We start from the raw sequence: 13,612 nt of genomic DNA, 5'->3' as shown, positions 1-13,612 counted from the left end.
AAGGCATGAGCGATTCAGGCCAGGACCACCCCACCGGCACTCCCGTCGGCTTCACCGTCGACCCGTCCTACTCCGACCCCGACCATCTGGACCCCGACCACGCGCACTGGTTCGACGACGACGCGGGGCCCGTCGTCCGCCCGTACGCCATGACCCGCGGCCGGACCAGCCACGCGGGCCAGCACCGACTCGACCTGATCGCGCTCGTCGTCGCCGAACCGGCGGCCGACGATCCGGTCTGGGACATGACCCTCTCCCCGGAACACGCCCACATCCTCGGGCTGTGCCGGGGCCGACCGCAGTCGGTCGCCGAACTCGCGGCCGATCTCGACCTCGCCGTCGGGGTCGTCCGCGTCCTGATCGGCGACCTGGTCGACGAGGAACTGGTCCACGTGACCAGGCCGGTACCGCCGGCCGAACTGCCCGATGAATCCATTCTGCGTGAGGTGATCGATGGCCTTCGGGCGCTTTAGCCGCACCGGTGCCATGCACGCGGTGTCGCCGGTCGAGCCGCTGACCTTGAAGATCCTGGTCGCGGGCGGCTTCGGGGTGGGCAAGACCACCCTGGTCAGCGCGGTGAGCGAAATCAGACCGCTGCGCACCGAGGAACGGCTCTCCGAGCCGGGCGTCGGTGTCGACGACACCGGGGGAGTGGAGGGCAAGAGCACCACCACCGTGGCCATGGACTTCGGGCGCATCACGCTCCGCGAGGACCTGGTGCTGTACCTGTTCGGCACGCCCGGGCAGGACCGCTTCTGGTTCCTGTGGGACGAGCTCGCACAGGGGTCGCTCGGCGCCGTCGTCCTCGCGGACACCCGCCGCCTCGCCGACTGCTTCGCCGCCATCGACTACTTCGAGCGGCGCGCGATCCCCTTCGTCGTCGCGGTCAACTGCTTCGACGGAGCCGACCGGCACCCGGTGGTGACCGTACGGACGGCACTGGACCTCGATCCCGGGGTGCCGGTGCTGCTGTGCGACGCACGGGACCGGGAATCCGTGAAGGACGTGCTGGTGGGGGTCGTGGAACACGCGATGTCCCTGGCGCGCGAGCGGCGCCGGAGCCTCTCGGCGGGCGCCTGACACGGAGGCGGCCCGTACCCCCGCCGACTGGGGTACGGGCCGCAGCTCTCACGGGGGGATCCGGGTCCCGGTCGCGGCGCGGGACTGTGGAGCGAGTGTGAACCTGCCGCCGGGAGCCGTCAAGCGTTCCGACAACAGCAGCAGTTCAGCGCACGGCGACGACGGCCGAACCATGCCCGAACAGCCCCTGGTTCGCCGTGATCCCGGCCCGCGCACCGGGCACCTGCCGCTCCCCGGCCGTACCGCGCAACTGCCAGGTCAGCTCACACACCTGCGCGATCGCCTGCGCCGGGACCGCCTCCCCGAAGGAGGCCAGACCACCACTGGTGTTGACCGGGATCCGGCCGCCCAGCGCCGTCGCCCCCTCCCGCACGAGCTTCGCGCCCTCACCCTCCCCGCACAGCCCCAGGTCCTCGTACCACTCCAGCTCCAGGGCGGTGGACAGGTCGTACACCTCGGCGAGCGAGAGGTCGTCCGGGCCGAGCCCCGCCTCCTCGTAGGCGGCGTGCGCGATCGAGGACCTGAAGGAGCCGGCCGCAGGCGCCACGGCCGGCGCCGAGTCGGTGGCGATGTCCGGCAGGTCCAGCACCGTCCGCGGATAGGTGGGCGTCACCGTGGAGACGGCCCGGATCCGTACCGGATCCGCCACCCCGCGCGCCCGGGCGAAGTCCATGCTGGTGAGCACCAGGGCCGCGCCCCCGTCGGAGGTGGCGCAGATGTCGAGCAGCCGGAGCGGATCGGCGACCACCGCCGAGGCCGCGACCTCCTCGGCGGTGACGGCCTTGCGGTAGCGGGCGTGCGGATTGAGCAGCCCGGCCGCCGCGTTCTTCACCTTGACCCGGGCGAAGTCCTCCGGGGTGTCGCCGTGCAGGGCCATCCGGCGTCGGGCGTAGAGCGCGAAGTAGGCCGGATTGGTGGCGCCGAGCACGCGGAACCGCAGCCAGTCCGGATCGTCGGGCCGGTCACCTCCCGCCGGTGCGAAGAACCCCTTCGGCGCGGCGTCCGCGCCGACCACGAGCACCACGTCGGCCAGGCCGGCCAGGATCTGCGCACGGGCGGCTCCGATGGCCTGGGCACCGGACGCGCAGGCCGCGTACACGCTGGTGACGCGCGCGCCCTGCCAGCCGAGCGCCCGGGCGAAGGTGGCGCCCGCCACGTAGCCCGGGTAACCGGAACGCACGGTGTCGGCGCCGACGACCGACTGCACCTGCGTCCAGTCCAGTCCGGCGTCGGCCAGCGCCGCCCGCGCGGCGGCCCGCCCGTACTCGACGAAACTGCGGCCCCACTTGCCCCAGGGGTGCATGCCGGCGCCGAGGACGGCGATGTCGGCGCTCACTCGGCTCCCCCCACCGGCCGGAACTGCCAGGTGGTCCAGGCCGTGTCGGCGTCCGCGTCCTCGTTCAGCACGCCCCCGACCACCTCGACCTCCATGCCGACGGCCAGATCGGCGACACCGACCCCGGGCGCGGCCTGCCCCAGGACCACCATCCCCTCGGCCGCCAGCTCCACCGCGACCAGCGTGTACGGCTCCCAGGGCACGTCCGGGTCGGACACGTACGGCGCGGGCGGCCGGTAGCGCCCGTCGGTGTAGGACCAGACCCGGCCCCGCGGGGACAGCGGGACCTCGGCGAGCTCGCCGCCGCCCGGGCAGCGCGGATTGCGGCAGTACGCGTCCTCGCGGGGGAAGAACACCGCGCTGCAGGCCGAGCACCGGGTGCCGAGCAGCCGGAAGCCGCCGCCGTCCGGCGCGTCCTCGGTGAACCACCCGCTCACGACGGGTGTGCGTGTGCGTGCCACGATGCCCTCCCAGGTCACTGATCTGACGGATCGTCAGGAGTCTGCCACGGGAGGACGGCCCTGGCACGGGTTCTCGGCGAGCCACTTCTGCGCGATCTCGCCCAGCTCCGCGTCACGCCCGGCCAGCATCATCCGGATCATCTGCGCGTCCCCGCGCAGCGACCACGCGGGATGGCCGAAGGTGGCCGGGTTGTTCCCCTCGATCAGGAAGTGCGCGGGCCAGGCGGTCCCGTACCCGATCAGGGGGAGCGCGGCGAGGTAGCGCCTGCGGCCGCGCGCCAGCCCGTAGGCGGTCACGGCCAGACCGGTGAGCGTGCCGGTGAGGTGGATCCAGCGGGTGGCGGCGCGCGAGTGCATCGCGACGTAGTACGGCCAGAATTCCTCGAACGAGGTGAAAGTCATGCGGGCACGGTACTCACGGCCGGACGGCGGCGACAGCGACGCGGAGAGGCGAAATCCCGCACCGGGGCGGACGCCGGACCGACCCCGCCCCGGCCGGCAGCGGCCCCGCAACAGCCTCCGCCCGCACCCCCCTTGGCATACCATCGCCGGATGCCGGCACACCTGAAGGACTCGCACTGCTCCACCTGCGGAGCCCCGTACTCCAGCCCCGCGTGGCCCCGCACCTGCGCGGCGTGCGGGGCGACCGCCTACCGCAATCCGCTCCCGGTGGCCGTCACCCTCCTCCCCGTCGAGGACGCGGACAGCACCGGCCTCGTGGTCATCACCCGCACCATCGAACCGGCCCTCGGCGGTGTTGCCCTGCCCGGTGGCTTCATCGACTTCGGCGAGGACTGGCGCGACGCGGTCGTCCGCGAACTCTTCGAGGAGACCGGCATCACGGCCCCCGCCGAGGAGGTCGTCCTGGCCGACGCCCTGAGCTCCCCGGCGGGCCACCTGCTCCTCCTCGGGCTCCTCCCGGTCCGCCCGGCCGCGGACCTCCCCGACTCGAAGCCGACGGACGAGACCACGGGCTGGCACGTCCTGCGCACCCCGTCGGTGCTGGCCTTCCCCCTGCACACCCGGGCGGCGGCGTCCTGGTTCGCGGGCGAGTACGCGTGAGCCCGGCGCCGTGAGCCGGGCTCACGGCGTCGGGCCCCGGGCGAGCGGCGTCAGTGCCAGTTGCTGATCTGTACGTCGCGCGGGTGCGGCGCGCCGGAGCCCGTTTCCACCAGGGACTTCAGGCTCATCAGGAAGATCGCCCACTTGGTGCTGCAGTGGTTCATGAACTCGACCGGTTCCCGCCAGCCCGCGTGGGCGAACATGAGGATCGTCCACTCGCCGTCCCGGGCCAGATCGAAGCCGACCGTGGTCCCGACCCACTCGGCCGGACCGTCGACGACCTCCCACAGCACCCGTGCGTTCGGCCGCAGTTCGAGCACCTTCATGTCGAAGCCGCCGACCTCGCCGAACCGGAACTGCAGGACGCCGTCGGCGTCCCCGCTCGTGTCGGTCGTCCACCACGCGGCCAGGCCCTCGACCGTGGTGAGCGCTTCGTACACCTTCTCCGGGGGCGCGGTGATGCCTACCCGGTGCAGGATGTCCACCATTTCGCTCTCCTCGCTCTCCTCGTTTCGTTGCTCTGTTTCGCCACTCCGTGTCAGTTCTGCGCGTTCCTGGCCCGTTGGATCGCCTCGGCGAGACCCTTGACGCGCCGCAGGCGGGCGTCCCACATCTCGCCGACCGAGTTCAGCTGTGCCACGGCCCGGGCCAGCTGGGCCTCGTCCACCCGATAGCGCTTCTCCCGTCCCGCTGCCGCCGACCGGACCAGCCCGACCCGGTCGAGCACGGCCAGGTGCTTGGTCACGGCCTGCCTGGTCACCGGCAGGTGCGCGCTGAGGGTGGTCGCGGTCCCCTGGCCGTCGGCCAGCAGGAGGTCGATCATCCGACGCCGGGTCGGGTCGCCTATCGCGGACCAGAGGTCGTCGTCGACGGCGGTGCTCATCGCGCGGCCGCCAGCCGGTCGGCGGTCGCGACCAGGCGCGGCAGGTAGAAGTCCCAGCCCTGCCGGTGGTCGTCGTAGGTTGCTTCCAGCACGGCGGCCTCCCAGCCCCGCTCGCGGTAGCCGCTCTCACGGAAGCGCACCGTGGTTCCCGTCCCCGAGGGGACGAGCTCGAAGGTCACCAGCAGCGAATTGCCCGGACCGACCGCCTCCGTCCCGGTCTCCGTCTCGTCGTAGGTCCACCGGAACGAGAACATCCGCGGCGGGTCGGCCTCGACGACCGTGAACGGCGCGGACTGCTGCCGACCGGTGTCCCGATCCGTCCACGTGAGACGGGCCGTCGCGCCCGCGGCCGGCTCGAACGCGGTGGTCTCGGCGCTCCACCAGTCCCGGATGTGCTCGGGGCTGCTGAGCACCTCGAACACCACCTCCGGCGAGGCGTCGATGTGCAGCTCGCGCTCGATGCTCCCGTACTCCATGGCCGTCCCCATCTTTCGCAACCTTCGGTTGCATATAACGCTAGTCCGCCTCCGGCCGATACGCAACCGATGGTTGCATATCGGCCGGGCGCGGACGCCGCCACGGGCCTGCGCGGCCACCTGCCCCTGCCCCTACAGACCCCGTACGGTGACCCCCTCCACCCGGTCCCCCGCCTCGTCCTCCACCACCACCGCGTCCCCCAGCCACCGCACCGTGTACCGCTCCACCTCGCCCGCCCCGAAACCCGGCCCCGGGTCCCGGATCACCACCCCGCCCCCCGTGCGCCCCCGCGCCGGAGCCCAGACCTCCAGCTCCACCCCGTCACCGGAAGCGGCCCGCACCGGCAGCACCGCCCCCGCCCGCGCCAGCACCGGGATCCGGCCCTGCGGCGCGTCCAGCAGGATCTGGCCCGGGCCCTCGTACGCCGCCCCCGTCGCCGTGTCGTACCAGCGCCCCCGCGGCAGCCGCACCGCCCGCCGGTCCGCCCCGCACTCCAGCACGGGCGCCACCAGCAGCGCGTCACCCAGCAGGAACGCGTCCTCGCAGTCCCGCAGCCGCCGCTCCTCCGGCGTCCCCCACCACACCGGCCGCACGTACGGGGCCCCCGTCCGCCGCGCCAGATGGGCCAGCGTCACGAAGTACGGCCGCAGCCGCTCCCGTTCCGCCATCACCGCCCCGGCCTGCTCCGCCACCTCCGGCCCGAACTCCCACGGCTCCCGCCGCCCCGCCCAGATCGCCGAGTGGGTCCGGAACAGCGGCAGATAGGCACCCAGCTGCAGCCACCGCACGTACAGCTCCGGCGACGGGGAACCCCCGAACCCGCCGACGTCCGGACCCGAGTACGGCACCCCGCACAGCCCGAGCCCCAGCACCAGCGCCAGCGAGGCCCGCAGCCCCTCCCAGGTCGACTCCACGTCCCCCGACCACGTGCCCCCGTACCGCTGCATCCCCGCCCACCCCGACCGCGAGAACAGGAAAGGCCGCTCTGCGGGCCGCAGCCGCACCAGCCCCTCCCACCCCGCCCGCGCCATCCCCAGCGCGTACACGTTGTGCCCCTCGCGGTGGTCACCGCCCGCCCCGTCCAGCGCGTGCCGCGCCGACCTCGGCAGTGTGGTGTCCCCGAACGGAGCAAAGGACACCGGCTCGTTCATGTCGTGCCAGAAACCGGCGAAGCCCTGCGCGAGCCGCTCCTCGTACAGCCCGCCCCACCACTCCCGTACCGCCGGATCCGTGAAGTCCGGGTACGCGCACTCGCCCGGCCAGACCTCCCCGCGCACCTCCCCGCCCCGCGCGTCCCGCACGAAGGCCCCGCCCGCCCCCACCGTCAGCCCCGACGCGTGCACCCCGTCGCCCGCCTTCACCGCCGGATCCACGATCGACACGAGCCGCACCCCCCGCTCTCCCAGATCGCGTGCCAGACCGGGCAGATCGGGGAACCGCTCCTCGTCCACCGTGAACACCCGGTGCCCGTCGTAGTGATCGATGTCCAGGTGCACGGCCGACAGCGCGAGCCCGCGCGACGCGTACCCGGCAACCACCCGGCGCACCTCTTCCGCGCTCCCGAACCCCCACCGCGCGTGCTGGTACCCCAGCGCCCACTCCGGCGGCACCGCCGCCGCACCCGTCAGCCCCGACCACCCCTGCAACACCCGCGCCGGCGTCCCCACCAGCACCCAGCACCGCAGCGGCCCGCCCTCCATCCGCAGCTCGCTCGTCCCCGGCCGGTCCGCCCCCGAACCGGCGCCCTCCTCGCCCTCGCGCAGCATCACCCGCCCGTCCCACGAGTTGTCGTGGAACACCAGATGCGTCCCCGCGTCCGCCACGACCAGCTGCACCGGCATCGTCAGGTACAGGGGATCGGCCCCCGGCCCGAAGCCCCCCTTCGGATCCGTGTTCCACAGCCGGTACGCCCCGTCCCGCAGCCGCGGCCCCCCGGCCCGCCCGCCCAGCCCGAAGAACCGCGCGTCCGCCGGCACCTCGCTCCGCTGCAGCCACCGCGCCGCACCCATCCGCGGATCCACCGGCTCCCACCACCGCGGCGGCGCCTCTCGCCGCAGCACCGTCCCGCCGGGCGTGCGCACCTCCAGCGCCCCGTACCGCGACACCGCCACCGTCACCCGCTCCGACACCACCCGCCAGCCGCCCCCGGTGTCCGGCTCCAGCACGGCCCGCGGATCCGGCTCGGGGCCGTCGCCCACCACCGCGTACGAGGGCGTCGGCCCGGCCCCGTCCCAGCTCCAGAACACCGCGCCGCCCACCGTCACCCGTACCAGCAGCTCGGAGCGCGCGAACCGCAGCACGCCCCCGCCCGGCCGGGCCTCGGTACCGGTCAGCAGCCCGGGGACACGCGCCCGCTCCGCGCCCCGGCGCGGAAGCCCCACCGCGTCCGAACGCCGGTGGCGCCAGGCCGAGCGCCAGGCGCGCCGACCGCGCTCCGTACCGATGTCTTTCACCGCACGTACCAGATCACGACCGTTCATGCCGCTCACCCTGCCACCGGCCCCCGACCGAGGGGACGGCGTTCAACTGCCGTTCACCCGGCAGCGGCACCCCCGAGTCGATCATCCGACCCGCCAGGACAGCCCTGGTGCAGCCGACGATCACATGGCATGGTCCCTGTGAGCCGCCGCGCCCACACCCCCGCGCGACGGCACCGTACGCACACGAAGCGCGAGCCGCAGACTTGACCGGGAGCCGACCCATGACCTCAGCCACGCAGCCGGAACCCCTCTGGGCGCCCGGCCCCGACCGGATCGCCGCGGCCCGGATCACCGCCTTCCAGGCCTGGGCCGCCGAGCGCCACGGCGCCCCCGCCGACGGCGGCTACCCCGCCCTGCACCGCTGGTCCGTCGACGAGCTCGACACCTTCTGGCAGGCCGTCGCCGAGTGGTTCGACGTCCGCTTCACCACCCCCTACGAGTCCGTCCTCGCCGACCGCTCCATGCCCGGCGCGCAGTGGTTCACCGGAGCCACCCTCAACTACGCCGAGCACGCCCTGCGCGCCGCCGAGGACCCGGCCCGCGCGGACGACCCCGCCCTGCTCTACGTGGACGAGACCCACGAGGTCGTCCCCGTCACCTGGGCCGAGCTCCGCCGCCGGGTCGGCTCGCTCGCCGCCGAACTGCGCGCCCTCGGCGTCCGCCCCGGCGACCGGATCAGCGGCTACCTCCCCAACATCCCCGAGGCCGCCGTCGCCCTCCTCGCCACCGCCGCCGTCGGCGGGGTCTGGACCTCCTGCGCCCCCGACTTCGGGGCCCGCAGCGTCCTCGACCGCTTCCAGCAGGTCGAGCCCGTCGTCCTGTTCACCGTGGACGGCTACCGCTACGGCGGCAAGGAGCACGACCGCCGCGACACCGTCGCCGAGCTCCGCGCCGAGCTCCCCTCCCTGCGCGCCGTCGTCCACATCCCGCTCCTCGGCACGCCCGCCCCCGAAGGCGCCCTGGACTGGTCCGCCCTGACCTCGGGCGACACCGAGCCCGTATTCGAGCCGGTCCCCTTCGACCACCCCCTCTGGGTGCTGTACTCCTCCGGTACGACCGGCCTGCCCAAGGCCATCGTCCAGTCCCAGGGCGGCATCCTCCTCGAACACCTCAAGCAGCTCGGCCTGCACTGCGACCTCGGCCCGGAGGACCGGTTCTTCTGGTACACCTCCACCGGCTGGATGATGTGGAACTTCCTCGTCTCCGGCCTGCTCACGGGCACCACCGTCGTCCTCTACGACGGCAGCCCCGGCTACCCCGACACGGGCGCCCAGTGGCGCATCGCCGAGCGGACGAAGGCCACCCTCTACGGCACCTCCGCCGCCTACGTCATGGCCTGCCGCAAGGCCGAGGTCCACCCGGCCCGCGACTTCGACCTCTCCGCCGTGAAGTGTGTGGCCACCACCGGCTCCCCGCTCCCGCCCGACGGCTTCCGCTGGCTCCACGAGGAGGTCGCCGAAGACCTCTGGATCGCCTCCGTCAGCGGCGGCACCGACGTGTGCAGCTGCTTCGCCGGCGCCGTTCCCACCCTCCCGGTGCACATCGGCGAACTCCAGGCCGCCTGCCTCGGCACGGACCTCCAGGCCTGGGACCCCTCCGGCAAGCCCGTCACCGGCGAGGTCGGCGAACTCGTCGTCACCAACCCCATGCCGTCGATGCCGATCCACTTCTGGAACGACCCCGACGGCAGCCGCTACCGCGACAGCTACTTCGAGATGTTCCCGGGCGTCTGGCGCCACGGCGACTGGATCACCATCACCGACCACGGCTCGGTGATCATCCACGGCCGCTCCGACTCCACGCTCAACCGCCAGGGCGTCCGGATGGGCTCCGCCGACATCTACGAGGCCGTCGAACGCCTCCCCGAGATCAAGGAATCCCTGGTCATCGGCCTGGAAGAGCCCAACGGCGGTTACTGGATGCCGCTCTTCGTCCACCTCGTCCCCGGCGCGACCCTCGACGACGACCTGCGCGCCCGGATCAAGTCGACGATCCGCGAGGAACTCTCCCCGCGCCACGTCCCCGACGAGATCATCGAAGTCCCCGGCATCCCGCACACCCTCACCGGCAAGCGCATCGAGGTCCCGGTCAAGCGCCTCCTGCAGGGCACCCCCCTGGCCAAGGCGGTCAACCCGGGCTCCGTGGACAACCTCGACCTCCTCCACTTCTACGAGGAGCTGGCCCGCACCCGCGGCTGAGGCCACTGTCAGTGGCAATGACTACTCTGAGTGAGCAAGCGATTGCGACACTCAGGGGGAGCCATGCCACGCAAGAACGACACCGGTGCGCGCACGGGCACGCACCGGACCCGCACCACCGACCGGCGCCGACTGCTGCGCCGCGAAGTCCCAGGAACCATCGGCCTGCTGGCCGACCCCGGGGACTTCGCGGCCATGCGCGGCTACCGCAGCTTCACCTTCGACGACCACCAGGACTACCTCCACCACGTGGACGGCCTCCTCAGGTCCCTCGCGGCCCAGGGCATCCACACCACCGTCGCCCTCTTCGACCCCGAGGAGTACGCCGAATTCTGCGGGGAGACCGGCCTCGATCCGGACACCGCCGAAACCCGCGCCCGCTTCACCGCGGAGCTGGCCGGCAGCGGCGCCCTCCTGCCCTACAGCGGCCAGCCCATCGACGAGCTCGTCCCGCTCCTCGTCGACGAAGCCGTCCGCCAGGCCACCTGGGAGTACGCCACCGGCCTCCTCGCCGAGGTCGGCCACTGCGCGGACTGCGGCGAGGACATCGGCCACTCCTCCTTCGACCGAGCCACCGACGCGCTCAAAGCCCTCGTGGCCGGCGCAGGACCCGGCCACCACCACTTCGTCTGCAGCATCCCGACCGAAGCACAACAGCTCGTCGCCGTCCTGCACGCCGACACCACCGACGACCCGGCCGCCCCGCCCCGCATCGAAAGCCGCGCAGGCCTCGACTTCGTGACGGTCCTCGCCGCGGGACTCGCCCTCGGCGGCCCCGGGGGACTGGTGGTCCGCACCACCCAGGAGGGACGCCGGGACCGGGTCCACGGCTGGCGCCTGGACCGCGGCCGGCTCACCGCCCTGTCCGCCGCGGCCGTCTTCAACGCCTATTGCACCGACGCCGACACCGGAGACCCCGTCGCCCCCGAATCGGGCGTCGAGTACTGCCCGGGGTACGAGGTCGACGCGCCCGGACCGCACCACTGACCGGTCCGGGACGGACCGAGGGGCCCTCGCCACCGGCGAAGGCCCCTCGAAGACCGCATCACACCGTCCCGCTCGGCTACTCGCCGGACAGCACCGCCTGCGCGGCCACCCGCGCTTCCTCGGCGCTGTCCGCCGAACGGGCCGCCGCCGCGGCACGCTCGCACTGGGCCAGCGTGTGCTTGGCGAGCGTCGCCCGCACATAGGGGATCGAAGCGGCACCCATCGAAAGAGAGGTGACACCCAGACCGGTCAGCACACAGGCCAGCAGCGGATCGGAAGCGGCCTCGCCACAGACACCGCAGCTCTTGCCCTCAGCCCTGGCGGCATCCGCCGACATGGCGATCAGGTCGAGCAGCGCCGGCTGCCACGGGTCCTGGAGCCGCGATACGGCGCCGACCTGACGGTCGGCGGCGAAGGCGTACTGGGCCAGGTCGTTCGTGCCCAGCGACAGGAACTCGACTTCCTGGAGGATGGAGCGGGCCCGCAGCGCGGCGGAGGGGATCTCCACCATCGCGCCGAACTTCGCCTTCAGACCTGCCTCCCGGCAGGCGTCCGCGAAGGCCTTGGCGTCGATCCGGTCGGCCACCATCGGAGCCATGACCTCGAGGTGGACCGGCAGCCCCTCGGCCGCCCTGGCCAGCGCGGTGAGCTGCGTACGCAGCACGTCCGGGTGGTCCAGCAGCGAGCGCAGCCCGCGCACACCCAGCGCCGGGTTGGGCTCGTCGCCCGGCGTCAGGAAGTCCAGCGGCTTGTCGGCGCCCGCATCGAGCACCCGCACGACGACCCGGCCCTCGGGGAAGGCCTCGAGCACCTTGCGGTACGACTCGATCTGCTTCTCCTCGGAGGGGGCCTTCTTGCTGTCGTCCAGGAACAGGAACTCGGTGCGGAAGAGCCCCACACCCTCCGCCCCCGCCTCGACGGCGGCCGGCACGTCCGCGGGACCGCCGACATTGGCCAGCAGCGGCACCTTGTGACCGTCGGACGTCGCGCCCGGACCGGACGACGCGGCCAGGGCCGCCCTGCGCTCGGCGGCCGCGGCCTCGAGCTCGGCCCGCTTCTGCGGCGACGGGTCCAGGAACAGGTCGCCCGTGCTGCCGTCCACCGCGATCATCGTGCCCTCGGCGATCTCACCGGCACCCGGCAGCGCCACGATCGCCGGTACGCCCAGAGCCCGCGCGAGGATCGCGCTGTGGCTGGTCGGCCCGCCCTCCTCGGTCACGAAACCGAGGACCAGGGCCGGGTCGAGCAGCGCCGTGTCGGCGGGAGCCAGGTCCCGCGCGATCAGCACGTACGGCTCGTCGCTGTCGGGCACGCCCGGCATCGGCACGCCCAGCAGCCGCGCCACGATGCGGTTGCGTACGTCGTCCAGGTCGGCCACCCGGCCGGCCATGTACTCGCCGGCCCCCGCGAGCAGGTCGCGGTACGCGGCGAACGCGTCGTAGACACCGCGCTCCGCGGTGCTGCCCACGGCGATCCGCCGGTCGACGTCCGCCATCAGCTCGGGGTCCTCGGCGATCATCGCCTGGGCTTCGAGCACGTGCTGTGCCTCGCCGCCGGCCAGCTGGCCACGCGCGATCAGATCTGCCGCCACGGCACTCACGGCCTGACGGGCGCGCCCCTGTTCGCGCGCCGCTTCATCCGCGGTGATCTGCCTGGCCGGCGGCTCCAGAACCGCCGTGCCCATGTGCCGCACCTCGCCGATCGCCACCCCGTGGCTCACGCCGACGCCTCGCAGCGTTGTCTCCATTTCACCCGTCTCCGATTGAGCGGCGGGCCGAGCCGCCGCGGTGGATGTACGACTCGCCCGTACAGGCGGACGTGTCACTGCCAGCTGAAGAGAGCGTCGTCAGCCTTCACGTCGCCGGATTCGACGACGTCGGAGAGGGATTCGGCCGTCGCTTCGAGGGCCACGACGGGGCAGATCGGCGACTTGCCGGCTGCCTCGACAGCGGCGGGGTTCCAGCGGATGACGGCCTGGCCGCGGGTCACGGTGTCGCCCTTGTTCACGAGGAGCTCGAAGCCCTCGCCGTTGAGCTGAACCGTGTCGATGCCGAGGTGCGTGAGTACACCGTGGCCCTCGCCGTCGACGACCACGTACGCGTGCGGGTGCAGGGAGACGACCACACCATCGACGGGGGACACCGCCTCCGACGGCTCGCGCACGGGATCAATAGCGGTGCCCGGTCCCACCATCGCGCCGGAGAACACCGGATCGGGCACTGCCGCGAGTCCGATGGCGCGCCCGGCAAGTGGGGACGTCACGCTGGTCATGGGGGCCTCCCAGGGGGTGGGGCTCTTCGGGTCGCCGTCACTACCTGTCGCGAACGGCGCACTCTTGAGAAGGATATGGCACTAAATGTTCGGGTTCGCCCGATGTAGCTCCTGATCCGGGCGTCTCCGTTGGCCGGAAGACTAGTGGACTAGACCGGTGGACTAGACCATACGCCTGAATCGATTTGCTTGGGCACCCCCAGAGCTGTACTGTCGTGACTCCCGCCAGGACGCCTCGTGTGAACTTCTCGCGAACGGCAGATGGACGGGACTCCTCCTCTTCAGTATCGATCTTGATCCCATCCTTCTTTTCGTACGCCTTTTCGGTAATGCGGAGAGTGGTCAGGGAGAGGGAAAAGCACTGATAGAGTCGGAAC

Annotated in this window: 14 protein-coding genes; 5 read left to right on the top strand and 9 right to left on the bottom strand. The window is 72.7% G+C overall.

Translation table 11 applies throughout. The features are described from left to right. The first annotated feature begins 5 nt into the window (after positions 1 to 5). Positions 6 to 473, top strand: coding sequence for a DUF742 domain-containing protein (locus ACXNSR_RS07535; protein WP_458641369.1), 468 nt, complete (start codon positions 6 to 8; stop codon positions 471 to 473). Further along, positions 454 to 1,080, top strand: a complete 627-nt coding sequence (locus tag ACXNSR_RS07530; protein ID WP_030016310.1) for a GTP-binding protein — start codon at positions 454 to 456, stop codon at positions 1,078 to 1,080. Before ACXNSR_RS07535 ends, ACXNSR_RS07530 begins: the two co-directional genes overlap by 20 nt. A gap of 145 nt (positions 1,081 to 1,225) precedes the next feature. On the opposite strand, the gene ACXNSR_RS07525 is transcribed toward ACXNSR_RS07530, so the two are convergent. From ACXNSR_RS07525 to ACXNSR_RS07515, 3 genes are read right to left on the bottom strand one after another with little or no spacing between them, the layout of a single operon-like run. Then, entirely contained in the window at positions 1,226 to 2,416 is a 1,191-nt protein-coding gene (locus ACXNSR_RS07525) for a lipid-transfer protein (protein WP_458641368.1), read from the bottom strand. Continuing rightward, positions 2,413 to 2,877 carry a Zn-ribbon domain-containing OB-fold protein gene (locus ACXNSR_RS07520; protein WP_458641367.1) on the bottom strand — a complete coding sequence of 155 codons (465 nt, stop codon included), beginning with the start codon at positions 2,875 to 2,877 and terminating at the stop codon, positions 2,413 to 2,415. The genes ACXNSR_RS07525 and ACXNSR_RS07520 overlap by 4 nt, the downstream gene beginning before the upstream one ends. 33 nt (positions 2,878 to 2,910) lie before the next feature. Beyond that, a complete protein-coding gene (locus tag ACXNSR_RS07515) occupies positions 2,911 to 3,279 on the bottom strand; it encodes an Mpo1-like protein (RefSeq protein ID WP_458641366.1) in 369 nt (122 codons plus the stop codon). Between the two features lie 150 nt (positions 3,280 to 3,429). On the opposite strand from ACXNSR_RS07515, the gene ACXNSR_RS07510 reads away from it, so the two are divergent. Then, complete coding sequence (locus ACXNSR_RS07510) at positions 3,430 to 3,939, top strand: NUDIX domain-containing protein (protein ID WP_458641365.1); 510 nt, start codon at positions 3,430 to 3,432, stop codon at positions 3,937 to 3,939. Positions 3,940 to 3,989: 50 nt separating this feature from the next. On the opposite strand, the gene ACXNSR_RS07505 is transcribed toward ACXNSR_RS07510, so the two are convergent. The 4 genes from ACXNSR_RS07505 to ACXNSR_RS07490 form a co-directional block, all read right to left on the bottom strand. Continuing rightward, positions 3,990 to 4,427, bottom strand: a complete 438-nt coding sequence (locus ACXNSR_RS07505) for an SRPBCC family protein (protein WP_458641364.1) — start codon at positions 4,425 to 4,427, stop codon at positions 3,990 to 3,992. A gap of 50 nt (positions 4,428 to 4,477) precedes the next feature. Further along, on the bottom strand, positions 4,478 to 4,822 hold the full coding sequence (locus ACXNSR_RS07500; protein WP_458641363.1) for an ArsR/SmtB family transcription factor: 345 nt from the start codon (positions 4,820 to 4,822) through the stop codon (positions 4,478 to 4,480). After that, the gene (locus ACXNSR_RS07495) at positions 4,819 to 5,310 is read right to left on the bottom strand and encodes an SRPBCC domain-containing protein (protein WP_458641362.1); all 492 of its coding nucleotides are present in this window, start codon (positions 5,308 to 5,310) and stop codon (positions 4,819 to 4,821) included. Before ACXNSR_RS07495 ends, ACXNSR_RS07500 begins: the two co-directional genes overlap by 4 nt. Before the next feature lie 120 nt (positions 5,311 to 5,430). Next, entirely contained in the window at positions 5,431 to 7,779 is a 2,349-nt protein-coding gene (locus ACXNSR_RS07490; RefSeq protein ID WP_458641361.1) for a glycoside hydrolase family 31 protein, read from the bottom strand. A gap of 221 nt (positions 7,780 to 8,000) precedes the next feature. Between ACXNSR_RS07490 and ACXNSR_RS07485 the strand changes: the two genes are divergently transcribed. Both ACXNSR_RS07485 and ACXNSR_RS07480 read left to right on the top strand, forming a co-directional pair. Then, on the top strand, positions 8,001 to 9,977 hold the full coding sequence (locus ACXNSR_RS07485) for an acetoacetate--CoA ligase (RefSeq protein WP_458641360.1): 1,977 nt from the start codon (positions 8,001 to 8,003) through the stop codon (positions 9,975 to 9,977). 63 nt (positions 9,978 to 10,040) lie between these two features. Further along, entirely contained in the window at positions 10,041 to 10,964 is a 924-nt protein-coding gene (locus ACXNSR_RS07480; RefSeq protein WP_458641359.1) for a hypothetical protein, read from the top strand. Positions 10,965 to 11,040: 76 nt separating this feature from the next. Here ACXNSR_RS07480 and ptsP read toward each other — a convergent pair whose 3' ends face one another. Together ptsP and ACXNSR_RS07470 are read right to left on the bottom strand one after the other, a co-directional pair. Beyond that, the gene (gene ptsP, locus ACXNSR_RS07475) at positions 11,041 to 12,711 is read right to left on the bottom strand and encodes a phosphoenolpyruvate--protein phosphotransferase (protein ID WP_458641358.1); all 1,671 of its coding nucleotides are present in this window, start codon (positions 12,709 to 12,711) and stop codon (positions 11,041 to 11,043) included. A gap of 74 nt (positions 12,712 to 12,785) precedes the next feature. Next, complete coding sequence (locus tag ACXNSR_RS07470; RefSeq protein ID WP_033226218.1) at positions 12,786 to 13,235, bottom strand: PTS sugar transporter subunit IIA; 450 nt, start codon at positions 13,233 to 13,235, stop codon at positions 12,786 to 12,788. Positions 13,236 to 13,612 lie beyond the last annotated feature (377 nt).

The sequence above is a fragment of the Streptomyces sp. NC-S4 genome, from assembly GCF_054353315.1.
Note: the sequence above shows the minus strand (reverse complement) of the source record. Positions and strands in the feature narration are given on the sequence as shown.